Consider the following 26681-nt stretch of genomic DNA (forward strand, 5'->3'; position numbering starts at 1 on the left):
CCGTCCCTCCCCCACCCCACCCTATTCTTTTTTTTTATTCGTCTACTATTCTTAATTTACTCTTGGTCGTCGCCACCCCTCCCCCGCCCGGCCCGCCGCCCCCGCCCCGGCGGGGGGCGGGGCCCCCCCCCCCCCCCCCTTCGTTTTCGCAGGCTTCGAAATCAGTCCTTTTCGAAGATGCGTGCCTTGGCGACGACGCCAGCGATTGCGCCGCCGATCAGCGGCGCAACGATGAACAGCCAGAGCTGGCTGAGGGCTGCGGCACCGGTAAACAGCGCCGGGCCGATCGAACGCGCCGGATTGAGCGAGGTGCCGGTCACCGGGATCATTGCGAAGTGCAGTCCGGCCAGCGTCAGGCCGATGACCAGGCCGGCGAACGCCGTCGAGTGCTTCTCGGCGGTGACGCCGAGGATGACGGTGACGAAGGTGAAGGTGCCGATCAGCTCCCACAGGAAGGCCGAACTCGTCCCCCATTTCGCCACGTCCCAGCCATTGGCGCCGAAACCGGTGGTGTGCCCGCCGGTCTGGCCGGAGACGATGATCCACAGCGCCAGCGAGGCCAGAATGGCGCCGATGATCTGCGCGATCCAGTAAGGAATCACACCCTTGGCCGGCAGCCGGCCGGCAAGGAAGACGCCGAGCGTGACGGCCGGGTTGAGATGTGCGCCTGAGATGGGACCCACCGCGTAAGCCGCCGCAATCAGGCCGATGCCGAACGCCAGGCCGATGGCTTCCTGGCCCAGCGGCAAGTCGGCGAGAAAGCCACCCGTCGCCACCGACGCCGTGCCGATAAACACCAATAGAAATGTCCCTAGAACTTCCGCAAGATACGTTTTCATTGCCCTCTCCTCGTATCGATCCGTCGGTCCGCTTTTCCGCGCCGCGAATCATGGCGCAAAGAGTATTCCCAACGCAAAAGCTTGGAAAGCAGAGCAATTGCGCCACAGATCGTGCTTACGGCGGCCAGTTACCAACATTAGAGACCTTGCATATATTTGAGATTTGTTATCGCCGGCGGGCGGACATTTGCCGGCGGGGAAAATCGTCGGCCGCGAGCGGAAGGCCTCGTCGCCGCGAAATTCAAGCGGGGTTCAATCTCGACGCGAAACGCTCTAAGAGCAGGCCGAAAGATACTGTGCTCGATAGATGGAATGACGAATGCGACTGGGCGGACGGCTGGCGGCAGCCATTGAAGTGCTGGACGACATTGGCCGGCGCCACCGGCCGGTGGCCGATGCGCTGAAAGATTGGGGCCTGTCGCATCGCTTTGCGGGCGGCGGCGACCGCGCGGCGATCGGCAACATCGTCTACGACGCGCTGCGCCACAAACGTTCCGCCGGCTGGCTTTTAGGTGAAGACACGCCCCGCACCATCGGCTTCGGCGCGCTGCTCATCGAATGGGGCCAGACGCCGCAATCGCTCAACGATGCGCTCCAGGGTGACAAGTTCGCGCCGCCGCTGCTCAGCGCCGCCGAGTTGCAGGCGCTGGCCGAGCGCCGGCCTGAAGACGCGCCGGAGGCGGTGCGGGCGGACATACCCGACTGGTGCGCGCCGCTCTTCGAACGATCCTTTGGCGCAGACTGGGTTGCGGAAGGGGCGGCTTTGGCGACCCGCCCGCCGCTCGACATCAGGGTCAATACGCTGCAATCCGACCGCGCCAAAGTGCTGGCCGAACTCGCCGACACTGGCGCCAAACCGGCTGCTATCGCGCCGCAAGGCATTCGCATCCCGCCCATCGACGGCGACGGCAGGCACCCGAACGTACAGGCCGAGCCGGCCTTCCAGAAAGGCTGGTTCGAGGTCCAGGACGAGGGTTCGCAGATCGTTGCCGCCCTTGCCGGCGCGCAGGCCGGCATGCAGGTGCTCGACTTCTGCGCCGGCGCCGGCGGCAAGACGCTGGCGCTGTCTGCGGCGATGGCCAACAAAGGCCAGGTCTTCGCCCATGATGCCGAAAAGGCGCGACTGGCGCCGATCTTCGACCGCCTCCGCCGTTCGGAAAACCGCAACGTGCAGGTCGTCACCAAGCCGGCTGAACTCAGCCCCCTCGTGGGCCATATGGACATTGTGCTGGTCGATGCGCCCTGCACCGGCAGCGGCACCTGGCGGCGCCGTCCCGACGCCAAATGGCGGCTGACGCAAAGACAGCTCGATGCCCGCAAGGGCGAGCAGTCGGCGATCCTCGACGCGGCCAAGGCCTATGTCAAACCGGGCGGCCTGCTGGTCTACATCACCTGTTCGGTGTTCGACGAGGAGAATGGCGAGCAGATCGCTGCCTTCCGCGAGCGGCACAAGGGCTTTGTCCCGGTCGATCATCGCGCGCTCTGGGATGCCAGCTTCCCCGGTCACGCAGCGGCCGCCCGGATCGGCAAGACAAGCGATATCTCGCTGTCGCCGGCGCTCAGCGGCACCGACGGGTTCCATTTCTGTGCGCTGCGTCGGGCGAATTGACGCTGCGATTGACAGGCTGACATAGCGCCAGTTGCAGATGCGCGGCGTCGGCCGCCAGACGGGGTAGAATTCTTGCAAAGATATGTGTCGCCTCTGCTTTTCCTCATTCTGGTGCTCGGCGGCGGCCTGTTGATCGGCTATGCGACGTTGCCGGGTGAATGGTATGCCTCGCTCGCCAAGCCGCCCTTCAACCCGCCCAACTGGGTCTTCGCGCCGGCCTGGACGCTCCTTTATGTCCTGATCGCCGTAGCCGGCTGGCGGACATGGGAGCGGGAACGAGCAGGCGCCGCGATGAAGATCTGGGCCCTCCAGCTTGTTCTGAACTTCGCCTGGTCGCCGACTTTCTTCGGCGCCAAACTGGTGGGGCCGGCACTGGTCGTGATCCTGGCTCTTCTCGCCAGCATTGCGCTGTTCATAGCCACGGTGTGGAACCGCGATCGGGTTTCCGGCTGGCTGTTTGCGCCCTATTCCCTATGGGTGGCCTTCGCCACCTTGCTCAATGCGTCGCTGCTCCTGTTGAACTGAGTGCTTTGCTGCAGTGCAGCAAAAGCATTTGCGTGGCGTTCAGGCGTCTGCGATAAGCTTTGCAGATAAATCAGGGCGATGGCCATGGCAGCAAAGATCGTACCCGCACCCGATTATGAGGACCGCGTCAGGGCGTCGTTCGCCCGCCAGCAGGCGATGGCGACCATTGGCGCCGAGCTGACCCTTGTGACGCCGGGCATCATCGAGATCGAAATGCCCTATTCGGCCGCACTCACGCAGCAGCATGGTTTCCTGCATGCCGGCGTGATTTCGACCGCACTGGACTCGGCTTGCGGCTACGCCGCGTTCTCGCTGATGCCGGAAAATTCCGGCGTGCTGACCATCGAGTTCAAGGTCAATCTCCTGGCGCCCGGCCGGGGCGAACGCTTCCTGTTCCGCGGCTCGGTGACCAAGCCCGGCCGCACCATCATCGTCGCCGACGGCCAGGCCTACGCCTTTGCCGCCGATGGCGAGGCCAAGCTGATCGCGACCATGACCGGCACGATGATGACGGTGGTTGGCCGTGACGGGATAGCAGGCTGATGGCCAAAATTACGCGAATTGGTGGCAAGGACGTCCTCTTCGTCATGGCGGCGCAGGCCGAGTACGGTCCGCATCTGCAAAAACTGTTCACGCCGCTGATGACGGGCGTCGGCCCGGTAGAGGCAGGTGTGCGGCTCGGCGCCGAACTGTCATGGCTGAAATCCGAGAAGGCGTTGCCCGATCTCGTCGTCTCGCTCGGCTCCGCCGGCAGCCGCACACTGGAGCAGACGGAAATCTACCAGGCGGTCTCGGTCAGCTATCGCGACATCGACGCTTCGCCGCTAGGCTTCGAAAAAGGCGCGACGCCGTTCCTCGACCTGCCGGTGACCGTCCCGCTATCATTCAGGATACCGGGCATTAAAGAAGCCAGCCTGTCGACCGGCGGCGCCATCATCACCGGCGCCGCCTACGACGCCATCGCCGCCGATATGGTCGACATGGAAACCTTCGCCTGCCTGCGCGCCTGCCAGTTGTTCGATGTCCCGCTTATCGGCCTGCGCGGCATTTCAGACGGTGCAGCCGATCTGCGCCACGTTGGCGACTGGACCGAATATCTGCATGTCATCGACGAGAAGCTGGCGGATGCGGTCGCTCGGCTCGAACAGGCCATCGGCTCCGGCACGCTACACAAGGAGCAGCCTGGGCAAGAGTCGGCGCCGCTCTGAAAGTCGGGTTGCGCACCCCATTGCGCCGACTCGTTTCTTTCTCTAAAGGCTCGCCATGACGACAGCCAATCATCCCGATACAGTCCTGATTGTCGATTTCGGCAGCCAGTTTACGCAACTCATCGCCCGCCGCATCCGCGAGGCTGGCGTGTTTTCCGAGATCGTGCCGTTCCAATCGGCCGAAGCTGCCTTCAAGCGCATCAATCCGAAAGCCGTGATCCTGTCGGGCGGTCCCGCCTCGACATCGGACATCGGCAGCCCGCGCGCGCCGCAGATCGTCTTCGATGCCGGCGTACCTGTGCTCGGTATCTGCTACGGCCAGATGGCCATTTGCGTGCAGATGGGCGGCGTCGCCGAAAGCTCGAACCATCGCGAATTCGGCCGCGCCTTCGTCGAGATCGAAAAGGACAGCCCGCTGTTCGAGGGCCTGTGGGCGCCAGGCCAGCGCCACCAGGTGTGGATGAGCCATGGCGACCGCGTCATCTCGCTGCCCAAGGGGTTCGAAGTCTTCGGCAAGTCGGAAGGCTCGCCTTTCGCCATCTTCGGCAACGTCGCGCGCAAGATGTACGGCATCATGTTCCACCCGGAAGTTGTGCATACGCCGGATGGCGCCAGGCTGCTGAGAAACTTCGTGCACAACATCGCCGGCATCGAAGGCGACTGGACGATGCGCGCCTATCGCGAGCATGCGGTCGAGACAATTCGCAAACAGGTCGGCAAGGGCAAGGTGATCTGCGCGCTGTCGGGCGGCGTGGATTCATCGGTCGCCGCACTTTTGATCCACGAAGCGGTCGGCGACCAGCTGACCTGCATTCTTGTCGACCATGGCCTGATGCGCAAGGACGAGGCCGCCGGCGTGGTGGCGATGTTCCGCCAGCACTACAATCTGCCGCTGATCCTGGTCGACGCGTCGGAAAAATTCATCTCGGCGCTGGAAGGCGAGTCCGACCCCGAGAAGAAGCGCAAGACCATCGGCCGGCTGTTCATCGAAGTGTTCGAGGAAGAGGCCAAGAAACTCGGCGGCGCCGATTTCCTGGCGCAAGGCACGCTCTATCCCGACGTCATCGAGAGCGTCTCCTTCACCGGCGGCCCGTCGGTGACCATCAAGTCGCACCACAATGTCGGCGGCCTGCCGGCGCGCATGAACATGCAGCTGGTCGAGCCGCTGCGCGAACTGTTCAAGGACGAGGTGAGGGCACTGGGCAAGGAACTCGGCCTGCCCGAAAGTTTTATTGGCCGCCATCCGTTCCCTGGACCAGGCCTTGCCATCCGCTGCCCCGGCGGTATCACCCGCGAAAAGCTCGAAATCCTGCGCGAGGCCGACGCCATCTATCTCGACGAGATCCGCAAGGCCGGCCTCTACGACGCCATCTGGCAGGCTTTCGCCGTGCTGCTTCCGGTGCAGACCGTCGGTGTGATGGGCGACGGCCGCACCTACGAATTCGTCTGCGCCCTGCGCGCCGTGACGTCCGTCGACGGCATGACCGCCGACTTCTACCACTACGACATGGCTTTCCTCGGCGCGGCGGCCACCCGCATCATCAACGAAGTCCGCGGCATCAACCGCGTCGTCTACGACGTGACGTCAAAGCCGCCAGGCACCATCGAGTGGGAGTGATTCAGGCCCACTCAAACGCCGCCGAAAACACGCCATTGTACGCCATAACTATTTGACAACACATATAAACCCATTCGGCGACAATCGGTGCGCAGAGATTGGATTGACGGACCGGCTGAGGGACCTTCCGCATATTGGTAGCTCAGATTTTTCGAAGTACCGTCAGATCCAATGAGGCTCTGACGGTATTTTTTTATGCCTTAAGGAATTGAAGATAAAACAAAATTTCTGCCGAAGAGCCTCGAAATTGTACTGACGGTACTTTTCAGGAGGTAGCGGGGAATGCTGACGGACGTCGCCCTTAAAGCCCTGAACCAAAAGAGAACATCTACAAGATTGCGACGGCATGTATGTTCGCGTCATGCCCAGTGGCGCGATCTCCTTTCGGCTGGATTACAGGCTCAACGGAGGCCGCGAGACGGTCTATCTTGGCAGGTATGGACGGGACGGAATCTCGCTTGCCTCAGCCGGGAGAAGTGTCTCGACGCGAAGCGCGCTATTGGCGAGTGACGGTCGCCGGCGATAGAAAAGCAGCGCGACAAGCGCCGAGTTGTCACCCCGGTCTCCGGCCGACTTCAGCGCCGAAATGGCTACCAAACCAAAGCGATGCCCGGGCCTCCAAGGCCTCTTCTTATTCCGGCCAAGCCGGCCCGGAGCGCCGCATTCACTCACATCCCTTGAACCTGAGTGCAGAGTTGCCGCATCGAAGCCATTTGAGCAGCCGAGTTCGCGCCCGAACCCGTGCTGGTGCTGGCGGTCGTATCGCCAGCTGTATTCGAGGATCCCGACGTGCCGGTGGTTGTACCCGAACCAGTGCTGTTGCTGGCCGTGGTGTTACTGCCGGTCGAACCAGAGCTGCCTGAAGTGCCGGTGGCTGTGCCAGAGCCGGTGCCGATACTCGCCGTTGTATCACTGCCGGTCGAAGCCGAGCTACCTGACGTGCCGGTCATTGTGCCAGAGCCAGTGCCGTTACTGGCCGTCATCCTCGAGCAGTCGGAGCGAACCTGTGCCTGCTGTTCAGAGCTCAGGGACGACCAGTTCTTGCGGATCTCATCCTGCGACAGAAGTCTTCCCGAATTGGCGTCGCTGAAGAATGAGCCGGAGAGCTTGCTGTCCCAGCCGCTCGGGATACCGCTTTGGCCGGAGCCGGACGTAGAGCTCATACTGGACCCGGCCGATGAGCCGGACGTTCCGTTCGTGCCGCTGGATGTTCCCGACGACTGCGCCAAGGCCGCGGTGGCGAGACAGAGAGAGATCGCTGTAGCTGTCAAAATCTTACGTTTCATGTGAGTCTCCTTTGGGGTTCGACGCCGTTGCGGCGTCGAATCCTAATCCCGAGGAAAGGCACTTGTTCCTGTAAAGAGTGGAATTCGATGTCATGATCCTTGTGCACCAGCCTTGGCCTCGAATGCGATGCCGGAGCGCTTCAACGACGACTGACGCCTCAGGCGAGAGCTGTCCGCTACTGGGTGTTAGAGGCGATATGCGGAACGCTTCCCGAATAGTTGGGTGCCACCATCGGGTAATTGCGAGGCAGGTTCCATTTGGTTCGGTAATCGTCCGGATTCATGCCCAGTCGGCCAAGGTGCGAACTGCGTCGGGTCTCGGTTAGAGACAGGAGGGTGGCCTTTGCCGCGGCGTATAGCTCGACATGCGGAGCTCGTCTCGACCGCGCACACTCAATATGTTTTACGATGACGCCCCCCAGATGTCATATGAGCGAATGCCTTTCCGGCGAAATAAATTGCTCCCAGCAGGTCGACGCTCAGCACCTTCAGCCAGCCCGCTCTAGTGAATGCCTCAATGGTTAAAGATTATCAGGCCGGCGCGTTGTTGACGATTATTACCAACCTGCCGAACGCGTGAGCGCAAGTCGACAGCACCGTGATAGCGGCCTCCCCGGCGCGCCCCTTGTCGAACCGATGCGCGCCTTCTCGACCTTGCCTCCACCCACGTCGGCTCACCCGTGCACCTTCGGTGCCCAACCGCATGGCGATGGCCAGTCCAATGCCGCTTGCAGCACCGGTTACAATGCAGTCTTGTTATCCAGGCGCATCGGGTTCGACCTCTTTCTGGGGAGCAGCAAGTGGTTCAGTCCAGCCTTCAGCGACCCGATCCACGCTCAGCAGGCTGCGCGCATAATCCTGTTGCGCGCGAACAATGGCATCGTCTTGCTGTGAGGGAAGAAAGACCGGCAAAGCAAGGCAGACACTTTGTGTGGCCAACAGCTTGTTCCAGTTCGCGATCAGCGCCTTGAAAGCGCGCCCCACCGCCCTCGGATTTCGGTCGAGGTCATAGAGGCCGAGCGGATTGATCCGTCCGTTGTTCTCCCGAAGCGCACTGTCCCAGTCCACCTGATCCGTCAGCGAGTACCAGGTGAAGCCTACGATGGGGATGCCATCGTTGCGGATCCGCAGCACGTTGGCCCACTCTTTCCACAGCCAATAGACGGCCTCGTCTCCATTGGGGCCTTCGCTGATGTTGGTCTCCGTATGCATTACGGGAAGCCGGTAGCGGTTGAAGTACTGCCGCGTGATCTCGTCATAGCCAAACACCTCGCCGGACCCGGACGTCGTTCCGTCTGCCCAAACCCGATGTTCGTTGGTCTGGTAATAGTCGGTGCCCATCACGCAATGCCTGCGCAGATGGCTTTCCAGGAAGAAACTGTATTCTTCGGCCGTCATCCCGTTTTCGAGAAGATAGCGATAGGTGTGCGCGTCGACGTCATGACCGTAGTTGAGGTCAAGCGACAGGAAACGCTCGCTGTTGAACCGTTCCGCTCTGCCGACCGCCTCGGGAGAATCGGCGTGGAAGTATTCCGAGGATTCGCTCTGAATGAAGATGGCGTCCGGCCGCACCTCGAGAATCGCCCGCATGGCAAGCACGTTCGCCTTCACGATGTGCTTGAGGGCGGTGACGAAAGCAGTGTCGCTGCTCAGTTGTTCGTTCCACCATCCCCAGCGGGCCGAAAAGGTGGCGCAGATGAACATCTCATTTATTGGGGTGAAGAGCTGGATCCACGGATAGCGCATCGCGAAATCCCTGGCGTAGTGCTCGAATAGTGTCGGAAAGTCCGGGTTCTGGAAGTTGCCAATCCAGTCCGGCACGCCAAAATGGCAAAGGTCGACGATCGGAAGAATGTCTTTCGCCTTCAGGTCCGCGAAGGTCTCATCGGCGAATGCCCAATCATAACGTCCGTCACCCAGCCATGTTTTGTGGATGGGAGGTCCGTAGCGGAGGAAATGCACCCCGAGATCCTGGACCAGTTCGAAGTCGGTGCGCCATCGTTCGTAGAAGCGGCATTTTTCCATTTCGTCGACGCGCTCCCGGCCTTGTCGAATGGTGGGGGTGCTGTTCTCGATGCCGGTGGCAAACATGAACGTGAACATTGATGGTCCTTAGCCAAGGCGGAGATGCCCGCGCTTGGTCAAACGTTCAGTGCTCGACGCAGTTCCTGCAAGACTGCTTGTCAAGTTCGGTGGGCGCCTGACAACCACGTGCCTGCAAGTGCTATTCACAGTCGGTTGACCGTTCGTTGCGAAAGGCAACGGCACATGGCGGAAAAGCCTTCGAACCGGCTTTTTGCCAAAGCCGGAGAATGGCTGGTCGAGAAGGTTCAGCGGCGATTTCTCCAGCCTCACCCGGCCATTCGGAAAGATGGCGCTACGCTCGTGATTGTGAGCAGGGGCCACCCAGGCATAGGCGGGTCGAGATTGGCGGAATTCTATCCCACGGTTCAAGCGAGCAGCTTGCGCCGAATATGATCGGACTATGCTGGACGGAGAGGTCGGCTTCGGGCCAGCCCAGTTGGCGTCAAACGGGTCTTTGCGAGTTAAGGCGGTATGGTAGTTATCCACGTTTGCAAACTGCAAACGGACGTTCCGCTGCCGGCCCCATTTGAGCCATTCACTGGGACGCAGACCCGCGGTACATCACCGATATTCTCGAAGCCAATAGTTGGTCTCGTTCATCGTCCCATGGTTCGACAGACCCATACGAGAGAATACGAGAGATATGGACCGGCGAACCATCCGCTGTATTGATCTCCTGTAGAAAACAGTGCCCCTCAGAGACTAGCATGATCGTTATTTGTCAATGCGCTGCGAAGCTGTTCGCCCAATTGATTCAAGAAGCTGATCCAGCCACTCCCTGACCGCATTTATCTTCTGCCGAACGGCAGCACCGCGCCTGAATCCTGCCTCCGGATCAATGTTCGCGTGCGCAAAAACGGCCGCTCGCGAACATACATTGACAGGTCCAGTTCCGAATAATAAGTTCGCTCATAGAACGAATTAACGGGAGTTCAATGTGACTGACCTGCCGCGCATATCCCGTCAGTTCTCACAGCGCTCCGTGATGGAAGCGATCGTCCAGGGCGGGCCGATCTCCCGCGCCTCGATCGCCAAGCTGACGGGCCTGTCGAAGCAGACCATCTCCGAAATCATGCGCGGGCTCGAGCAGGAGGGCTGGGTCCAGGAAACCGGCCGCACCAGCGGCCATGTCGGGCGCACCGCCGTCACCTACGAACTGGTCCACGACGCAGCCTATATCATCGCCGTCGACCTTGGCGGCACCAAGGTGCGGGTCGCGCTGACGGACCTTGCCTGCCAGATCTTTGCCGAAGCCGCCACACCGACCGACCCGCGCGGCGGCCAGTTCGTCGTCGATCAGATTGCAGCGCTGGCCTTCGATGCCGCGGCCAGACAGCACGTCGCGCGCAAGAAGATACGCCTGGCCGTCATCGGCGCGCCTGGCGCTCCTGACCCGGCCACCGGCCGCATTTTAATGGCGCCGAACATTGCCGGCTTCGACACAATGAATGTGCTGGATGCCTTCGAAGAAGCGCTCGGCGTCGCGGTGATGATCGAGAACGACGTCAATCTCGCGGTGCTTGGCGAGAACTGGCTCGGCCAAGGCCAGGGCATCGACAATCTCGCCTACATCGCGCTCGGCACCGGCATCGGCAGCGGGCTGATGCTGGGCGGCCATCTGGTGCGGGGTGCTGGGCACGCCGCCGGCGAGATCGGTTTCATGCCGATCGGGGCCGATCCCTTCACCGAGGAATCACTGCGCACCGGCGCATTCGAACGCGCGGTGGCCACCCACGCCATGACCGATCGCTACCACGCTCTCACCGACAGGCAGGTCTCGGTGCCGGCAATATTCGAGAATGCCGCGCTTGGCGACAAGGACGCGCTCACCGTGCTCGACGAAACTGCCCGCCATCTGGCGCAAGGCGTTGCGGCAATCGCGGCAATCGCCAATCCAGAAAAGTTTATCCTCGGCGGCTCGATTGGGTTGCGGCCCGAAATCCTGTCCAGGGTGCAGGCGCTTCTGCCGCTATGCTTCCCCTATCCGGTCAGGGTCGAGGCGAGCGAACTCGGCGCACGCGCAGCCCTCATTGGCGCGGCGGCAATCGGCCTTGGCCAGTTGCACAACACGCTGTTCGGCGTCGACGCGCCTGATGGCCGGATTTCGCTGCCGCCTGCCCAGGCCGCCGCCCTGAAGGAGGCCGCGATATGACTCACGATATTACCGCCCGCCTGCAGGCAGCGCTCGACCGCGACGACGCACTAACGCTGTTTCGCCGCGCCATCGGCCGAGAGAGCATCACCGGCAACGAAGCCAACTTCGTCGACTTCCTAGAAGCCAGGATGCGCGACCTTGACCTCAGCGGCCTGACCAGGACGGAATTTCTTCCCGGGCGGCCCAACATCTGGGGCGAGCGCAAGGGGGCCGACCAGGGAAAGCGCCTGCTGTTCATGGGCCATACCGACACCGTCCATGCAGACGGCTGGCGCGAGCATTGGGCAGGCACCGAGCGTGAGGATCCGTTCGCCGCCCCGATCATTGATGGTGCTGTCTGGGGCCGCGGCTCAGGCGACCTCAAGGCCGGCATCACTGCTTCGCTGGCGGCACTCGCGCTACTCGACAAGGCAGGCGTTCGCCTCAAGGGCGACGTCGCCTTCGCTTTCATCGGCGACGAGGAGAGCGGCCAGCCCGGCACCGGCATTTCCGCCGGGATCAAGCACTTCGTCGGACGCATCGAGACCGGCGAGGTCACAGCACCCGATTTCAGCGTCTATGTCGAGCCGACCCGCCTGGCCGTTTATGCGGCGCAGATCGGCTTCTTCATCACCGATATCTCGATTACCGGCAAATCCGCCTATTTCGGTGTGCCAGAACTCGGCAAGGATGCGCTCCGTGCAAGCCATGCCGCGATGACGGCGCTTTGGAAGCATTCGGATGAGGTCGCCGCGCGCGCCGAGCACAAACTGGTCGGGCGCGGCTTCCTGCTTATCACCGGGCTTGCCGGCGGCGGCTACATTGCCGTTCCCGAGCGCTGCACGCTCTCGCTGATCCGTAAGCTGTTGCCTGGCGAAGACCTCGACACCGCCGCCGCCGAGATCGAGGCTGCCGTGCGCGGCGCGATCACCGATCCGGATATTTCGGTAGAGTTCGCCTACCCCGCCGGCCGCGACCACAGGCTGGGCGGCACCGCTGCCGAGATCGGCGAAACGCGGGCAGAAGTCGCCATGCTGTCCGACGCGATGGCTGGCGCAATGAGCGGACGCGGCGTCATCGAGGGCGCACCGTTCTGGTCGGAGTCCCCCTTCATCATCAATCAGCTCGGTATTCCTGCCGTCTATTGCGCGCCCGGCGACATCAGGAATTGCCACACATTCGAGGAGCACGTGGATGTCGAGGAATATTTCGCCGGCATAGTCGGCTTCGCCGCCTTCATGGCCCGCTATTGCGGCGTGGCCGACTGAACCACCAACGAAGCAAAATGGGAGAACTGACATGCCGATGAAGACACTGATCGCCGCCGCCTTTGCCGGCGGATTGATGCTTGCCGCCAACCCAGCTTTCGCACAGACGGTCGGCCCGCAGGGCGAGAGCGCCACGCCGAGCGCCGACGTGATCCTAAGCGATGCCGACATCGCCGCGCTCAAGGACAAGGGCTACAAGGCTGCGTTGCTCTGGCACACCTCGTCCGATTTCACCAATGCGGTAACCGCCGGCGCCACCGACGAATTCGCCCGCGCCGGCATCACCATTGCGGTCAAAACGGATGCCCAGTTCGACTCCGCCCGCCAGCGCAGCGACATCGAGACGGCGTTGGCCGCCAAGCCCAACGTCATCTTGGCGCTGCCGCTCGACCCGGTCACCTCGGCAGAAGCCTTCCGCCAGGCGGTCAAGGACGGCACCAAGTTGGTGTTCCTGTCCAACTTGCCCAAGGGCTACAAGCAGGGCACCGATTACGCTTCGATCGTGACTGACGATCTATTCCAGATGGGCAAGCAGGCTGCGGACGCGATGGCCAAGGCGATTGGCGGCAAGGGCAAGGTCGGCTACATTTTCCACGACGCTGCCTACTACGTCACCAACCAGCGCGACCAAGCCTTCAAGACCACCATCGAGAAGGTGTATCCCGACATCAAGATCGTCGCCGAACAGGGCATATCCGACCCGGCCCGCGCCGAGGAACTGGCCAACGCGATGCTTTTGCAGCATCCCGATCTCGACGGCATCTACGTGACCTGGGCCGAGCCGGCCGACGGCGTGCTGTCGGCGCTACGCGGCGCCGGCAACGCCAGGACCAAGATCGTCACGCTCGACCTCGCCGAGCCGGTCGCGCTCGACATGGTCAAGGGCGGCAATGTCGCAGCCCTCGTCGCCGACAAGGCCTATGAACTCGGCCGCGCCATGGCTGCTTCCGGCATGAAGTCGCTGCTTGGCCAGCCGACACCGGCCTTCGTCGTCGCCCCGGCCCTGACCGTCACCAAGGAGAATGTCGCGCAGGGCTGGAAGGACTCGCTCAACCGCGACGCGCCGCAGCCGGTGCTCGACGCGGCCAAGTAAGGCTCTCGCTCGGGCGCGGCCCGCCGCACCGGAGCTTTTCTTCGACACAACAAAAAGGGAACCGGGATATGCGCAAAGCATCTGTAATCATAACGACAGTGGCGAGCCTGCTAGCCATGCACGCCTTCGCCGCTGAAGGCGTCACCACAGGACCGAATGGTGAAAAGCCGGTGCCGGTGAGCAGTCTTACGCTGACGCCAGCCGAAGAGCAGCAGATCAAGGACGGCAAGTTCACCGCCGCCCTCGTCTGGCACGAGATGAGCGAATACACCAACGCCGTCAACGCCGGCGCCCATGACGAATTCAAGCGCCTCGGCATCGAGGTGGTGGCGCAGACCGATGCCGGTTTCGACGCCGCGCGACAGAAGGCCGATATCGAGACGGTGATGGCCAAAAAGCCGTCGATCATCCTGTCGCTTCCCGTCGATCCGGCGACCGCAGCTTCGGTCTACGATCCGGCACGCCAGGCCGGCGTCAAGCTCGGCTTCGTCGACAATTCCCCGGCCGGCTACAAGCAGGGCAGGGACTATGTCACCATCGTCTCCGACGATCTCTTTCAGATGGGCAACAAGGCCGGCATCGCCATGGCCGAGGCGCTCGGCAAGAAAGGCAAGGTCGGCTACATCTTCCACGATGCCGACTTCTACGTCACCAACCAGCGCGACCAGGCCTTCAAGAAGACCATCGAGCAGGACTATCCCGATATGAAGATCGAGGCCGAGGCCGGCATGGCCGACCCGGCGCGCAGCGAAGACATCGCCCAGGCGATGATCACCCAGCATCCGGACCTGGACGGCATCTATGTCACCTGGGCCGAACCGGCGCTGAGCGTGCTTTCGGCCTTGCGCGGCGCCGGCAACACACACACCAAGATTGTCACGCTCGACCTCAACGAGCCTGCCGCGCTCGACATGGTCAAGGGCGGCAACATCGCGGCCCTCGTCGCCGACGAGGCCTACAGCATCGGCGTGACGCTGGCGCGCGCCTCGGCAGGTTCGCTGGTCGGCAAGAAGGCCGAACCATTCTATGCCGTAGATTCCATCGCCGTCACCAAGGACACGGTGAAGGACGGTTGGAAGAAGTCCCTCAACAGGGACGTACCGGCGGCTATCGCGGACGCGGTGAAATAGGCTCGAGGCGAAGCGCTCACCACCGGAGGAATAAAATGTCCAGTGCCAACACCAGCGCCGGTAGCAGCTTCGCCAGCCGCTTCAATCTGCAGCAATATGTCGTCTACCTCGGTTTCCTGGCGATCTTCCTGTTCTTCGCCATTGTGCTGAGGGACAGCGGCTTCCTCACCGTCCGAAACTTATCGAACATCGTGTTGCAGACGACGCCGGTGACGATCATGGCCATCGGCCTGGTCTTCGTCATGTCGGCCGGCGAAATAGATTTGTCGATCGGCTCGATCGTGGCGGTGGCGGCCCTTGCAGCCGCCGTCACCATCAACGCGTACGGCATGCCGGCAGGGATAGTCGCCGGCCTCGGCGCCGGCCTGCTGATCGGCGTCATCAACGGCGTGCTGGTGGCGTATGTCAGGCTGCCCTCCTTCCTGGTGACGCTGGCGACGCTCGGCCTGTTCGCCGGCGTTTCGCGTTCGATGACAGACCTTCGCTCGATCTCGGTGACCAACGAAGCGTTCACCGGCTTCTTCGGTTCCGGCTCGCTGCTCGGCGTCCCCTCACTCGTCTGGTGGTCGGTGATTGCCGTGGCCATCGGCCACCTGGTGTTCCGCGAAACCCGTTTCGGCGCACATGTGCTGGCGACCGGCGACAATGCCCGCGCCGCAAGCGTATCGGGCATCAGCGTGCCCAGGATCAGGCTCGCCGTTCTGACCATCAGCGGCGGGCTCGCCGGTCTTGCCGGCTTGCTCTATGCCGGTCGCCTGCAGGCGGCGAAATATACTCTCGGCGAAACCGACCTGATGACGGTCATCGCCGCCGTCATCGTCGGCGGCACGCTGCTCAATGGCGGCAAGGGCTCCGTGGTCGGCGCGCTGGTCGGCTCGTTGATGATGGGCATGCTCAACAACGGCCTGATCCTGATGGGCCTGTCGGTCTCCGACCAGATGATCGTGCGCGGCCTCATCATCCTGACCGCAGTCGCCGTGTCGCTGCGCGAAAAGAACCGCTGAAGGAAGCCATCCATGTTTCTCGAGATTCTGCGCCGCCGCAACCCCGCCTTCATCGAATCAGCTATCCGGTTGCACCAGCAAGGTAAGCTGCCGGCCAATGCTTATGTGCTCGATCTCGACACGGTTGAGGCCAATGCGCGGGTTCTCAAGAGCGAGGCCAACCGCAACGGCCTGAAGATCTTCGCCATGACCAAGCAGGTCGGCCGCTCCTCGTCGTTCTGCCGGGCTGTGATGCGCGGCGGCATTGACCGCGCGGTCGCCGTCGACATGGCTTGCGCCCGCGCCACCCACAAGGCAGGCATGAAGCTTGGCCATCTCGGCCATCTCCAGCAGGTCGCAAAATTCGAAGCGGCGGCTGCGGCGAAAACCTTCAAGCCGGACTACTGGACCGTGTTCAATGATACCAAGGCTGGGGAAGCGGCAACAGGCGCCAAGGCGGCCGGCTATGTGCAGCATCTGCTGGCCCGCATCGCCGCCGAAGGCGATATCTTCTATCGCGGCCATGAAGGCGGTTTCAATGCCGCCGACATTATCGATGTCGCCGACCGGCTGGATGCCGTCGAAGGCGGCCGTTTCGCCGGCATCACCACTTTCCCTGCTCTGCTGTTCGACCATGCTTCGCGAAAAGTGCTGCCGACCCCCAATCTGGCGACGCTCGCGAAAGCTGCGGAAGCGCTGGCTAAGGCAGGCCGCAAGGACATTGAGATCAACGCGCCGGGCACCACGTCGAGCGTTATGCTGGCGGCACTCGCCGAGGCCGGCGCGACGCAGTGCGAGCCCGGCAATGGACTGCATGGCACCACCGCGCTGCATGTCATGGAAGATTTGCCGGAGCTTCCGGCGGTGCTCTATCTCACCGAGGTCTCGCATCTCTCCGGCGGCAAGGCCTATTGCCTTGGCGGCGGCTTCTACATCGATCCGATCTTCCCCGACTACGACGTCAAGGCGATCGTCTCGGCTGAACCGACGACGGCAGGCTCGGCACTGCGCAGCGTCGAGGTGCCGCCGCCCTCGGCGATCGACTATTACGCCATGATCGATGTCGCCGGCGCGAACGCGCCGAAGCCTGGCGACAGCGCCGTGTTCGGCTTCCGTGGCCAGGCCTTCGTCACCCGCGCCCATATTGTCGGCGTGTCGGGCATTTCGACGGGCAATCCGAAAGTGGAAACCATCGAGAACGGCTTCGGTGAACCCTATGCCTGGCCAGTCTAGGAGAAACACATGACGGTGAGCACGCCCATCCTTCAGCTGCACGACATTCGCAAGAATTTCGGCGGCATCACCGCGATCGAGAGTTTTTCGCTCGAGGTTTTCCCGGGCGAGATCGTTGCACTCGTCGGCGACAACGGCGCCGGAAAGTCGACGCTGGTCAAGATCGTCTCGGGCGTCCACCCGCCCTCGTCCGGCACCATCGTCATCGAAGGAAAGCCGGTGACGATGTCGAATGCCACCATGGGGCGCGCGCACGGAATCGAGGTCGTCTACCAGGACCTTGCGCTGGCCGACCAGCAGACGGTCTACATGAACATGTTCCTCGGCCGCGAGCCGCTGAACCGCCTCGGTTTGCTCGACCGCCGCCGCATGATCGACGAGACCGAGAAACTGGTGAAGGAACTGGACGTGCGCATCCCCTCCGCCCACGCCACTATCCGCGATCTCTCCGGCGGCCAGCGCCAGGGCGTTGCGATCGCGCGCGCCACGCATTGGGCAAGCAAGCTGATCCTGCTGGATGAGCCGACGGCGGCGCTGGGCGTTGCCGAAACCGCCCGGGTGGAGGCTATCGTCCAGTCGCTGAAGCAGCGCAATGTCGGCATCCTGATCATCAGCCACAGCCTCGACCAGGTCTTCAAGCTCTCCGACCGCATCTGTGTTCTCAGGCGTGGCAAGCAGATTGGAATTCGCGAGACCGCGAAGACCGATAAGAACGAGATCATTGCCATGATCACCGGCCTGCAGCAGCAATAGCAGGAACTTCTCTGAGAGCCCCCGCCCGAGATCCGGATGTTGTCGGCGATCACGCGATCGATCAGCTTGTGCCGCGTGGTGATCGCCATCGGCCCGTCCTGGTCGTAGCTGCCTTGCCACTCCGGATGCGGCGCCAGCAGCGCTGGCACATACATCGTGTCGCCCGAAATCATGCGCTGTTCCTTGCCGTAGTTTGCGAGGTAGACCGAGTGGCCGGGCGTGTGGCCGGCGCAGCGATGATCTGGAAGCCGGGCGCGACTTCGGCGCCGTCATGGATGCTGCTGGAACTGCTGCGTCTGGTGAAGCTGCCTGCATCGCCTGAATTTCTCCAGGCGTTCCGCACCAGCTTTCTGGCGGCCAACAGCAGCGCGTTGGCATCGCTATCCCAGTCTCGATTTGATAGGACCTATGCAATGTATGGCGGCGCCGACATCACCGTGCCGCCCGGCGGCGTCAAGCTGTCCGGTTTCGGTCGCGACAAAGTCGCTGCATGCGCTGGACAGATACACCGTCTCAAAACAGCCTGGATTTCTCTGGGCTGCCCGTTTCTCGCTAAGCGCTGCCGAGGATGAAATCGGCGCACCGATCGGCGATCATGATCACCGGCGCGTTGGTGTTGCCGCTGATGAGACGCGGCATGATCGAGGCGTCGCAGATGCGTAGGCGCGGCACGCCGCGCACGCGCAATTGCGGGTCGACCACCGCCTGGTCATCGGTGCCCATCCGGCAGGTGCCGCAGGGGTGATAAACCGTCTTGGCGTGTTCGAGGATGTGGTCTGTTATGGACTGATCGGAAAGGTCGGCGGCCCCGCCCGGCGACAGCTCCTCGGCTATCACCGCCTGCAGGGCCGGCTGACGCAGGATGGTGCGGGCGATCTTCATGCCGGCGAGCAGCAGGGCAAGATCGCCGGGATCGGTCAGAAAGCCGGTGGTGAAGCGGATCGGGGCGGCCGCGTCGCGCGACCGCAGCCTGACCATGCCGCGCGAGTTTGGCCTGAGCACACAAGGGTTGAGCTCCATGCCGTGGCGATCGATCGAGCCGTGCTCGGCGCTTTCGATCATCACCGGGAGGACGTGGAACTGGATGTCGGGCCGGCCGTCGCCATCGGTGTCGAAAAAGCCGCCGCTTTCGACGACGTTGGAGGTGAGCAGGCCGCTGCGGAACAGCATGTACTGTATGCCATGGCGCAGCGCCCGCAGGCCACGGTCCTCGCCGAGCAGCGAGATCGGCTGGCGCGTCAGCGCATAGACGGGGGCGGCGACATGGTCCTGCAGGTCGCGGCCGACCGAAGGCATGTCGCGGATGACCGGAATGCCGAGCCCGGCCAGATGTTCGGCGGGTCCCAGTCCCGACAGCATCATCAATTTCGGCGTTGCCAGCGCGCCCGAGGTGAGGATCACCTCGGCCTTTGCCGTCGCCGCGTGGTTCCGGCCATCCGAAGTGGTGTAGGCAACGCCGCTCGCCGCGCCGTTTTCCAGCGTCACGCCGGTGACCAGCGCATCGGTGACGACGGTGAGATTGGTATTGCCGGCCAGCGGCTTGAGGAACACTTTTGCCGCCGACTGGCGTTCGCCATTCGATGTAGTCGTCTGGTAGAAGCCGACGCCCTCCTGCCCGGCGCCGTTGAAGTCGTCATTGTAGCGGAAGCCGGCCTGTTGCGCCGCCTTGACATAGGCCATGGACAACGGATGGCGGTAGCGCGGATCGGAGACCGGGAGCGGTCCCTCGGTGCCGTGGCGTTCGCCGGCGAGGCGCTCGTTGCGCTCAAGCCGCCGGAACACCGGCAGCACCTCGTCCCAGCCCCAGCCGGGGCAGCCGAGGTCGCGCCAGCCATCATAATCCTGCGGTTGGCCCCTAACATAGAGCATGGCATTGATCGAAGAGCCGCCGCCCAGTGTGCGGCCCTGCGGCACCGGCAGCCGGCGTCCGCCGACGCTCGGTTCCGGCTCGGATTCGTAGATCCAGCTGCGCGCCGTGCCGATCACCTTGGCGAAGGTGGCGGGCATGTCGATGAGCCTGGTGTTGTCGGCCGGCCCGGCCTCGACGAGGAGCACGCGCTTGCCTGATCCGACCAGCCGGTTGGCCAGCGTGCAGCCGGCCGATCCGGCGCCGGCGATGATGTAGTCGTATTCGGCGCTCATCGTGTCAGGCGTAGCGCATGATGACGGTCTTGGTCTCGAGATAGCCTTCGATCGCGGCACGGCCATGTTCGCGGCCGATGCCGGACTGCTTGAAGCCGCCGAACGGTGCGGCGGGGTCGAGCGTGTTGTGCGAATTGACCCACACGGTGCCGGCCTTTAGGCTGTGGATGGCGGTCATCGCCTTGCCCAGGTCGCGGGTCCAGATCGAGGCTGAGAGACCATAGCGCGTGTCGTTGGCGATGCGGATCGCCTCGTCGAGGTCGGCGACTGGCATTGCCGCCACCACCGGCCCGAACACCTCCTCGCGCATGATCTCCATGTCGGGTCGGACATTGTGCAGGATGGTCGGCGCCACATAATGGCCCCTGGCCGGCACCGGTCGCGCGCCGCTGACCCGCTCGCCTCCGGCCGCCAGTCCACGCTCGACAAAGCCCTCGACGCTTTTCCGGTGCTTGGCCGAGACCAGCGGATTGATTTGCGCTTCGGCATCGCGGCCGGCGCCCAGCGTCATGCCGTCGGCGATTTCGGCCAGCCTTGCCAGCGTGCGGTCGTAGATCGATTTCTCGATCAAGAGCCGCGAGGCCGAGGTGCAGACCTGGCCCTGGTTGAAGAACATGCCAAGGCCGGCGACCAGCGGCTCGATGCCTTCCTCCATGTCGGCAAGCAGGATCATCGGCGATTTCGACCCGAGCTCCAGCGTGAAGCGGGCGACACGGTCGACCGCCGCATGGCCGACGCGTTTGCCGACTTCCGTCGAGCCGGTGAAGGTCAGCTTGTCGATGCCGGGATGGCGGATCAGCGCCTCGCCGGTGACGCTGCCGCTGCCGGTGACGATGTTGACGACGCCCGGCGGGAAGCCAACGGCTTCGATCAGTTCGGCGAGCCTGAGCAGGCCTAGTGGCGTTTCCTGCGGCGGCTTCAGCACCACGGTGCAGCCGCAAGCGAGCGCCGGCGCGATCTTCCACATGCCGATCAGCAGCGGAAAATTCCACGGCACTATGGCGCCGACGACGCCGACCGGCTCCATCACCGTCATCGCCTGGTGTCTGGCGCCCGGCGGCACGGGGATGGACACCTGGAAGGTCGAGCCCTCGATCTTGGTCGCCCAGCCGGCATAGTAGCGCAGCCAGTCGACGGTGCCGCCGGCGCTGAGCATACGGGCGACGCCGAGCGACTTGCCGTTCTCGATGCTTTCGATCTCGGCCAGAAGGTCGGCGTCGGCCTCGACCGCGTCGGCGAGTTTCAGCATCAGGTTCTGGCGATCGACCGGCCGCATCGACGCCCAGGGGCCTTCGAGCGCCGCACGCGCCGCGTGCACCGCCCGATCGACCAGTTCGGGGCCGCTTTCGGGGACACGGGCGACGATCTCGCCGGAGGCGGAATCGTCGACGGGGAGGTCGTTACCGGCAAGGCCGTCAACAAAGCAGCCATTGATGAAGGGCCGGTGCGAACGCGCCAGGAACGCGGCGGCGGCTGGGCTGATCGGCGGCACCATTCTCTCGTTCATGCCATCCTCCTCGATGTTGATGAACACGGTGCAGCGAGGGTTATGGAGCGCATGGACTGGCTTCAAGCCAAAGGCGGCGCGAGTGCGCGCTCAGTCAAAACAAAGTTCCCGCTCGGACAAGACACCTCGCGATTGAGTGGCCTAGATCAGGATCGCATCGAGCCGCGCGTTTTGCGCGAGCCTCCCTGACGTCGAAGAGGTGTCGGCATTGAGCGCATTGCTGGGCAATCCGATGGTCACCACGGCGGCGCTGCCGCTTGTGCTCGGCATGGCGATGGCGTTGCTGGCACGATTTGCGCTGCCGGGATCCTCGCCGGCGCTCTCGTTGATCTGGGCCGCGTTGCTGCTGTTCTTCTACTGGGACACGCTTGGCCCGCCGGTCGTGCCGCCCGTCGCCGCCAGCCAGAAGCTGATCTATCTCGCTGTTGCCGGTATTCTCATCGGGCTGTTGCCCGAGCGCCTGTTGAGCACCCCGGGCGTGCTGGTCGCCGCGGCCCTTGCGGCGGCGCTGTTGTGGCTCGGCTGGCGCCGCCTTGCTGGCGGTTCGCTCGATCCGCAGATGATCGCAGCCCTCGTCACCGGCCTTCTCGCAATCGTCGGCGTCGCGATGCTGCTGTCCCTGAAGGCTTTGCCGTCGCCGCCGGTGGAGGATCCGTTCCTGGCACCCGCGGCCATGCTCGCCATGTGCCTGGCCGGCGCCATCATCTCGGTGCTTGGCGCGTCGATCGTCACCGGGCAGTTGCTGGGATCGCTGGCCGCGCTCGCCGGCGGCTGGTGCCTCGTCCAGTACATCGCGGTGCTGCGCGGCGGCACGGCGGCCGCCTGGAGCAAGGGCGCCGAGCTGATCGTCGTCTACGCCGCGGCCACGGTGCTGATCCAGATGGCGCTGCTGGCGCCTAAGGCCAATCCGGTCGCGCTGGTGCTTTCGCCCTTGCCGCTGATCGTGGCTGCCCTGGTGCCCGCTCCGCTGCGGCGCCTTGTTCCCGGCATCAGGCCATTGCGGCCGCTGGTTGCCGGTCTGCTGATCGCCATCCCGGCGATGCTGGCCATCCTCACGGCCATCGTTCGGGCGCCGCACGGAGCCGCGCTTGGCTTTTCCTGAGCCAAGAAATGACAACCAACAATGGGGAGAGATACGTGACAATAGGAAAACTGACGGCCGCGCTGGCCTTTGCCTCGATATGCGCATTCGCATCGGCCGCGCACGCCGAAAACTACGAGATCGATGGCCAGCACGCCTGGGTCACCTTCACCATCAAGCACGGCATCTATGGCATCGCGCATGGTCAGTTCGATGCCGTCAAGGGCGCCATCGTCATGGACAAGGCCGATCCGTCGAAGAGCAGCGTGAAGGCCGAGCTCGATGTCGGCTCGGTGCACACCGCCTTTGACCAGCGCGACAGCGACCTGAAAGGCCCGGACTTCTTCAACGCCGCCGAATTCCCGGCGATCTTGTTCGAGAGCACCAAGATCGAGAAGGTCGGCGACAAGACCGGCAAGGTGACCGGCAATCTCACCATCAGCGGCGTCTCCAAGGAGATCACACTCGACGTGACGCTGATCAACGAGGCGCCGGCGCCCTGGGATGCGACGCTGACCAAGGCAGCGTTCACGGCCACCGGAAAGATCAGCACCGCGGATTTCCCGATGGCCAAGGCTGCCGCCGGCTTCGGCCTCGGCCCGGATGTCGACATCGTCATCGATCTCGAAGCGGTGAAGAAATAGGCCCCTTCTTTGTTTGGCGCAATTCCCCAGGGGAAGCGCTACGCACTTTCCCCGGGAAAACCGCTTCACACTTTCCTGGAATTGCTCTTGCGGGGGTGGCGGCTGCCGCGCGGCCGAGAGGTCGCGCGGCATCAATGGACGAGGCGCGAAGTGCGCGCTCAGTCAAAACAAAGTTCCCGCTTGGACAAGACGCGAAACGGCTGATGCCGCACTATGCCCAGCGAAGATCGGCGCAGCCGGCACAGCACCAATCGGGATGGAACCATGCGATTTTCCGGAAAGACGGCTTTCATCACTGGCGGCGGCACCGGCATTGGTGCCGCGGTCGCAAGGCGCATGGCGGCGGACGGCGCCAAGGTGGTGCTGATGGGCCGGCGGCGCGAGCCGCTGGAGGCCGTCACCAGGGATATTGGCGGTCTGGTGGTGCAGGGCGATGCCGCCGATCCGAAGGCGGTGCGTGCGGCGCTTGCCGAAGTGCATGAAAAAATTGGACCGGTCGATATCCTCGTCGCCAATGCCGGCGGCCATGGTGTCGGCCCGACGATTTCGATGAGCGACGAAACCTGGAGCCTGGCGACGCGCACCAATCTCGACACCGCTTTCGTTTGCGCCCGCGAATGCCTGCCGGACCTGCTCGCGCGGAAGGGCAACATCGTCGTCGTTGCCTCGATCGCCGGGCTGTTTGCCGGCCCGGACGCTGCCGGCTACGTCACCATGAAGCATGCCTGCATCGGCTTCGGCAAATCGTTGGCGCGCGACTATGGCCGCAAGGGCGTGCGCACCAATATCATCTGCCCGGGCTGGGTCTCAACCGACATGGCCGACGAGCAGATGGCGCTGATCGTCGAGAAACACGGACTTGGCTCGACCGACGAGGCCTACCGTCTGGTGACCAAGGATGTGCCGCTCGGCCGTCCGGCGACACCGGAAGAGGTTTCCAACGTTATCTGCTTCGTCGCTTCGAGCGAGGCGGCCATGATGAACGGTTCGATCCTGACCGTCGACGGCGGCGCTACCGTCGTCGACCTGCCGACATTAGCTTTTGTCGATTGATTGGGAGAGTGCGATGAAGGACCAGAACAGGCCGGCGGACTGGAAGCATTTCGATGATTTCGCCGCCGGCATCGCCACCAACCGGCTGGCGACGACGTCAGCGTTGCGCGGCCAGACCTTCAAGATCACGCTGGACACCGGGCGAACAATCGACCTTGCCTTCACGTCGGCCGACACGGTGGCGTGGAGCGAGGGTAGCGAGGCGGGGGCGGACTGGTACGAGGCGCTCGAAGTCGCCGCAAATGTGTTCTTCATCAACATGACTTTCGCCGCCCTGCCGACCGAGGATGAGGCCTACGTCGTGAACACCAGCACGCGCCGGGTGCTGTCGGTGCGCGAACGGGTGCGTGAAGAAGGCGAAGCGCCCGGCGAGCCGCTCGTCGCGCAGACCTGGTCGGCCGGCGTACTCGGGGATCCCGGCAAGGCGCCGACCGGTATCAAGCCGGCGCCGAGCCGGGACCTGATCGGGCTCACCGCGCACTACACCTACAGCCCCAACCACGTCTACGAGCACATCTATCTGAGCTCCGAGCGTTATGGCTGGCAGAACCTCGTCGGCATCCAGCGTGGCCATGGCGACGTCGACCTCGCGACCACCTGGAAGTTTGCAGACAACCAATATGTGTTCGGCTTTCGCGAGTTCATCATCCCGGTCGCCTCGCTGTTCTTCTACAATTGGGACGTCATGCGCTCGACCGGGAAATTCCTCGGCGTGACCGGCCTGGGCAAGGTCGAGAACAAGCCGGCAGGCGCTCACATCGAGAAGAAATCCAGAACCGTCTATGACGAAGGCAAGGCGCCGGTCTGACCGTGCGGGAGAACGCGATGAACAAGAACTACGAAGCGATCAAGGCTCATTACGCCGGCTCCGATGCCAAAGATTTGGCCGCGATGATGGCGCCGATCACCAGCCGCACCGCCTGGACCGAAATGGCGGGCTTCCCCTATGCCGGCACCTATGTCGGCCCCGACGCCATCATAGCGGGGGTCTTCAAGCGCATCGGCGAGGAGTGGGACGGCTACACGCTGAAGCTCGAAAGACTGGTCGATGGCGGCGCCACAATCGTCGGCATCGGCACCTATTCGGGCACCTACAGGAAGACCGGCAAGCCAATGTCCGCGCGCGTCGTCCATGTCTGGGAGATGGACGACGGTAAAGCCGTGAGTTTCGAGCAATTCACCGACACCAGACTGGTCGCGGCAGCGACGGTCTGAGGCATGCGGGCGGGCGCCGATGCGTCTGGCCGATGAAACAACCTGGGAGGATGCAATGGGAAAAAATCTGAAGGCAATTCTGGCGGGCCTGGTGCTGGCGACCGCAGTTGCGGCCGGCGTCACAGGGGTCGCGAATGCCGCCGGCGATGAGATCGTCATCGGCGCGCCGATCTCCTTGACCGGGCCGCTGGCCGGCGACGGCAAGGAGCAGAAATGGGCCTATGAGCAAGCGGTGGCCGATATCAACAAGGCTGGCGGCATCATGCTCAAGTCGGCCGGCAAGAAGCTGCCGGTGCGCCTCGTCGTCGCCGACGACGAAAGCTCGGAAGGCAAGGTCGCCTCGGCGCTGGAAAACCTGATCAAGGTGCAGAAGGTCGACGCGCTGCTATCGACCCATTCCGGGCCGATGAACATCGCCGGTGCCATCGTCGCCGAGAAATACAAGAAGTTCTACATGATCACGACGGCGTTCCCGTTCGAGTGGCAGCCGTTGAAGCTCAAATATTCGGCCCTCTTCTTCTTCCACCCGGGGCCGGGCGCCGAAGTGCCATTCGAGATCTGGAACAAGCTGCCGGCCAATGAGAAGCCGAAGAACCCGGCTCTTGTCACCGAGGATTCGCCCGACGGCAAGGGCTTTGGCGGCGCCTTCGAGGCGGCTGCGAAGAAATATGGTTACACTTTCGCCGTGGACGATCCCTGGGCGATCGGGGCCACCGACTACTCGGCACTGATCACCAAGCTCAAGGCCGCCAACGTCGACGCCATGCTGGTGTTCGGCTCGCCGGCCGACACTGTGACGCTGCTGCGCCAGATGAAGGAGCTCGGCTTCTCCGTACCTTATCTGCATGGCTGGAAGGGCACCTGGACGGGCGAGTTCCACGAAGCGCTCGGAGCGGATTCAGACTACATCATGACTGACGGTTTCTGGTCGTCGAGCTATCCCTATCGAGGCGCCAAGGAACTCGGAGATCGCTACGAGGCCGAATTCAAGAAGGACTCCGTCACAGTCGGCGCCTTCTACGCTAATGCGCAGGTGCTGGCGCAGGCGATCGAAAAGGCGGGAACCACCGATGCCGCCGCGCTGCATGACGTGATCTTCAACCAGGAATTCAAGGACACCGTCGTCGGCGATCTCAAATTCGACCAGACAGGCTTTGCCCTGATCCCCAGCGTCGCCACGCAATGGTGGCAAGGCAAGCACCAGCTGATCTTCCCCAATGGCAACTGGACCTACAAGCCGGCGCCGGCCTGGGACAAGCGCTGAGCGGCGAGGGC

The 26681-nt window shown here is 63.3% G+C and carries 25 protein-coding genes and 2 pseudogenes; 21 read left to right on the plus strand and 6 right to left on the minus strand.

Annotated elements, in window-relative coordinates:
* Positions 1-161: 161 nt before the first annotated feature.
* Complete coding sequence (locus NKJ88_RS29675; protein ID WP_023686840.1) at positions 162-839, minus strand: MIP family channel protein; 678 nt, start codon at positions 837-839, stop codon at positions 162-164.
* A 319-nt stretch (positions 840-1158) separates the two neighbouring features.
* Between NKJ88_RS29675 and NKJ88_RS29680 the strand changes: the two genes are divergently transcribed.
* The 7 genes and pseudogenes from NKJ88_RS29680 to NKJ88_RS29710 all read left to right on the plus strand — a co-directional run bounded on the left by NKJ88_RS29680 (position 1159) and on the right by NKJ88_RS29710 (position 7089).
* Positions 1159-2448: an RsmB/NOP family class I SAM-dependent RNA methyltransferase gene (locus NKJ88_RS29680; RefSeq protein ID WP_023701301.1), complete on the plus strand. Its 1290-nt coding sequence runs from the start codon at positions 1159-1161 to the stop codon at positions 2446-2448.
* Between the two features lie 84 nt (positions 2449-2532).
* Positions 2533-2973 carry a TspO/MBR family protein gene (locus NKJ88_RS29685; protein WP_245261809.1) on the plus strand — a complete coding sequence of 147 codons (441 nt, stop codon included), beginning with the start codon at positions 2533-2535 and terminating at the stop codon, positions 2971-2973.
* A gap of 84 nt (positions 2974-3057) precedes the next feature.
* Positions 3058-3516, plus strand: coding sequence for a PaaI family thioesterase (locus tag NKJ88_RS29690; protein ID WP_023686843.1), 459 nt, complete (start codon positions 3058-3060; stop codon positions 3514-3516).
* Entirely contained in the window at positions 3516-4181 is a 666-nt protein-coding gene (locus NKJ88_RS29695; protein ID WP_023745697.1) for a 5'-methylthioadenosine/S-adenosylhomocysteine nucleosidase, read from the plus strand. The genes NKJ88_RS29690 and NKJ88_RS29695 overlap by 1 nt, the downstream gene beginning before the upstream one ends.
* 55 nt (positions 4182-4236) lie before the next feature.
* Positions 4237-5799, plus strand: coding sequence for a glutamine-hydrolyzing GMP synthase (guaA, locus tag NKJ88_RS29700; protein WP_023707954.1), 1563 nt, complete (start codon positions 4237-4239; stop codon positions 5797-5799).
* Between the two features lie 282 nt (positions 5800-6081).
* Positions 6082-6306 (plus strand): annotated as a pseudogene (locus NKJ88_RS29705) (Arm DNA-binding domain-containing protein); the annotation flags it as partial.
* Between the two features lie 240 nt (positions 6307-6546).
* Positions 6547-7089: a protein TonB gene (locus tag NKJ88_RS29710; protein WP_245260041.1), complete on the plus strand. Its 543-nt coding sequence runs from the start codon at positions 6547-6549 to the stop codon at positions 7087-7089.
* 172 nt (positions 7090-7261) lie between these two features.
* Here the strand turns inward: NKJ88_RS29710 and NKJ88_RS33050 are convergent, their stop codons facing one another.
* Positions 7262-7507: a MucR family transcriptional regulator gene (locus tag NKJ88_RS33050; protein WP_373420121.1), complete on the minus strand. Its 246-nt coding sequence runs from the start codon at positions 7505-7507 to the stop codon at positions 7262-7264.
* Between the two features lie 334 nt (positions 7508-7841).
* Positions 7842-9188 (minus strand): family 1 glycosylhydrolase, encoded by a 1347-nt coding sequence (locus tag NKJ88_RS29720; protein WP_023667728.1) that lies wholly within the window; start codon positions 9186-9188, stop codon positions 7842-7844.
* A gap of 919 nt (positions 9189-10107) precedes the next feature.
* On the opposite strand from NKJ88_RS29720, the gene NKJ88_RS29725 reads away from it, so the two are divergent.
* The 7 genes from NKJ88_RS29725 to NKJ88_RS29755 all read left to right on the plus strand — a co-directional run bounded on the left by NKJ88_RS29725 (position 10108) and on the right by NKJ88_RS29755 (position 17764).
* Positions 10108-11322, plus strand: coding sequence for an ROK family transcriptional regulator (locus tag NKJ88_RS29725; protein ID WP_352446567.1), 1215 nt, complete (start codon positions 10108-10110; stop codon positions 11320-11322).
* Positions 11319-12572 carry a M20 family metallopeptidase gene (locus NKJ88_RS29730; RefSeq protein ID WP_352446568.1) on the plus strand — a complete coding sequence of 418 codons (1254 nt, stop codon included), beginning with the start codon at positions 11319-11321 and terminating at the stop codon, positions 12570-12572. The genes NKJ88_RS29725 and NKJ88_RS29730 overlap by 4 nt, the downstream gene beginning before the upstream one ends.
* Positions 12573-12603: 31 nt before the next feature.
* The gene (locus tag NKJ88_RS29735) at positions 12604-13665 is read left to right on the plus strand and encodes a substrate-binding domain-containing protein (protein ID WP_023667731.1); all 1062 of its coding nucleotides are present in this window, start codon (positions 12604-12606) and stop codon (positions 13663-13665) included.
* Positions 13666-13733: 68 nt separating this feature from the next.
* Positions 13734-14795, plus strand: coding sequence for a substrate-binding domain-containing protein (locus NKJ88_RS29740; RefSeq protein WP_352446569.1), 1062 nt, complete (start codon positions 13734-13736; stop codon positions 14793-14795).
* A gap of 35 nt (positions 14796-14830) precedes the next feature.
* The gene (locus tag NKJ88_RS29745) at positions 14831-15799 is read left to right on the plus strand and encodes an ABC transporter permease (RefSeq protein WP_023686847.1); all 969 of its coding nucleotides are present in this window, start codon (positions 14831-14833) and stop codon (positions 15797-15799) included.
* Between the two features lie 12 nt (positions 15800-15811).
* Positions 15812-17011: an alanine racemase gene (locus NKJ88_RS29750; RefSeq protein ID WP_023823622.1), complete on the plus strand. Its 1200-nt coding sequence runs from the start codon at positions 15812-15814 to the stop codon at positions 17009-17011.
* Positions 17012-17020: 9 nt separating this feature from the next.
* Positions 17021-17764 carry an ATP-binding cassette domain-containing protein gene (locus NKJ88_RS29755; protein WP_023823621.1) on the plus strand — a complete coding sequence of 248 codons (744 nt, stop codon included), beginning with the start codon at positions 17021-17023 and terminating at the stop codon, positions 17762-17764.
* Between the two features lie 23 nt (positions 17765-17787).
* Here the strand turns inward: NKJ88_RS29755 and NKJ88_RS29760 are convergent.
* Positions 17788-18041: pseudogene (locus NKJ88_RS29760) on the minus strand (MBL fold metallo-hydrolase); the annotation flags it as partial.
* Between NKJ88_RS29760 and NKJ88_RS29765 the strand changes: the two are divergent.
* Entirely contained in the window at positions 18001-18336 is a 336-nt protein-coding gene (locus tag NKJ88_RS29765) for a hypothetical protein (protein ID WP_023807576.1), read from the plus strand. The pseudogene NKJ88_RS29760 and the gene NKJ88_RS29765 sit on opposite strands and share 41 nt — an antisense overlap.
* Here NKJ88_RS29765 and NKJ88_RS29770 read toward each other — a convergent pair.
* Positions 18317-19906 (minus strand): GMC family oxidoreductase, encoded by a 1590-nt coding sequence (locus NKJ88_RS29770; protein ID WP_023695130.1) that lies wholly within the window; start codon positions 19904-19906, stop codon positions 18317-18319. The two genes, NKJ88_RS29765 and NKJ88_RS29770, sit on opposite strands and share 20 nt — an antisense overlap.
* Positions 19907-19910: 4 nt before the next feature.
* Positions 19911-21413 (minus strand): aldehyde dehydrogenase family protein, encoded by a 1503-nt coding sequence (locus tag NKJ88_RS29775; RefSeq protein ID WP_155923229.1) that lies wholly within the window; start codon positions 21411-21413, stop codon positions 19911-19913.
* A gap of 208 nt (positions 21414-21621) precedes the next feature.
* On the opposite strand from NKJ88_RS29775, the gene NKJ88_RS29780 reads away from it, so the two are divergent.
* From NKJ88_RS29780 to NKJ88_RS29805, 6 genes are all read left to right on the plus strand, one after another.
* Positions 21622-22515: a hypothetical protein gene (locus tag NKJ88_RS29780; RefSeq protein ID WP_027050215.1), complete on the plus strand. Its 894-nt coding sequence runs from the start codon at positions 21622-21624 to the stop codon at positions 22513-22515.
* Positions 22516-22550: 35 nt separating this feature from the next.
* On the plus strand, positions 22551-23138 hold the full coding sequence (locus NKJ88_RS29785; protein ID WP_352446571.1) for a YceI family protein: 588 nt from the start codon (positions 22551-22553) through the stop codon (positions 23136-23138).
* Between the two features lie 264 nt (positions 23139-23402).
* A complete protein-coding gene (locus tag NKJ88_RS29790; RefSeq protein ID WP_023823617.1) occupies positions 23403-24191 on the plus strand; it encodes an SDR family NAD(P)-dependent oxidoreductase in 789 nt (262 codons plus the stop codon).
* Between the two features lie 13 nt (positions 24192-24204).
* Positions 24205-24999: a MoaF C-terminal domain-containing protein gene (locus tag NKJ88_RS29795; protein WP_352446572.1), complete on the plus strand. Its 795-nt coding sequence runs from the start codon at positions 24205-24207 to the stop codon at positions 24997-24999.
* A 17-nt stretch (positions 25000-25016) separates the two neighbouring features.
* Complete coding sequence (locus NKJ88_RS29800; RefSeq protein WP_023710100.1) at positions 25017-25406, plus strand: nuclear transport factor 2 family protein; 390 nt, start codon at positions 25017-25019, stop codon at positions 25404-25406.
* Between the two features lie 55 nt (positions 25407-25461).
* On the plus strand, positions 25462-26670 hold the full coding sequence (locus NKJ88_RS29805; protein ID WP_023735714.1) for an amino acid ABC transporter substrate-binding protein: 1209 nt from the start codon (positions 25462-25464) through the stop codon (positions 26668-26670).
* The last annotated feature ends 11 nt before the right edge of the window (positions 26671-26681 follow it).

This window comes from Mesorhizobium sp. M0016 (assembly GCF_040324035.1).
Classification (GTDB): domain Bacteria; phylum Pseudomonadota; class Alphaproteobacteria; order Rhizobiales; family Rhizobiaceae; genus Mesorhizobium.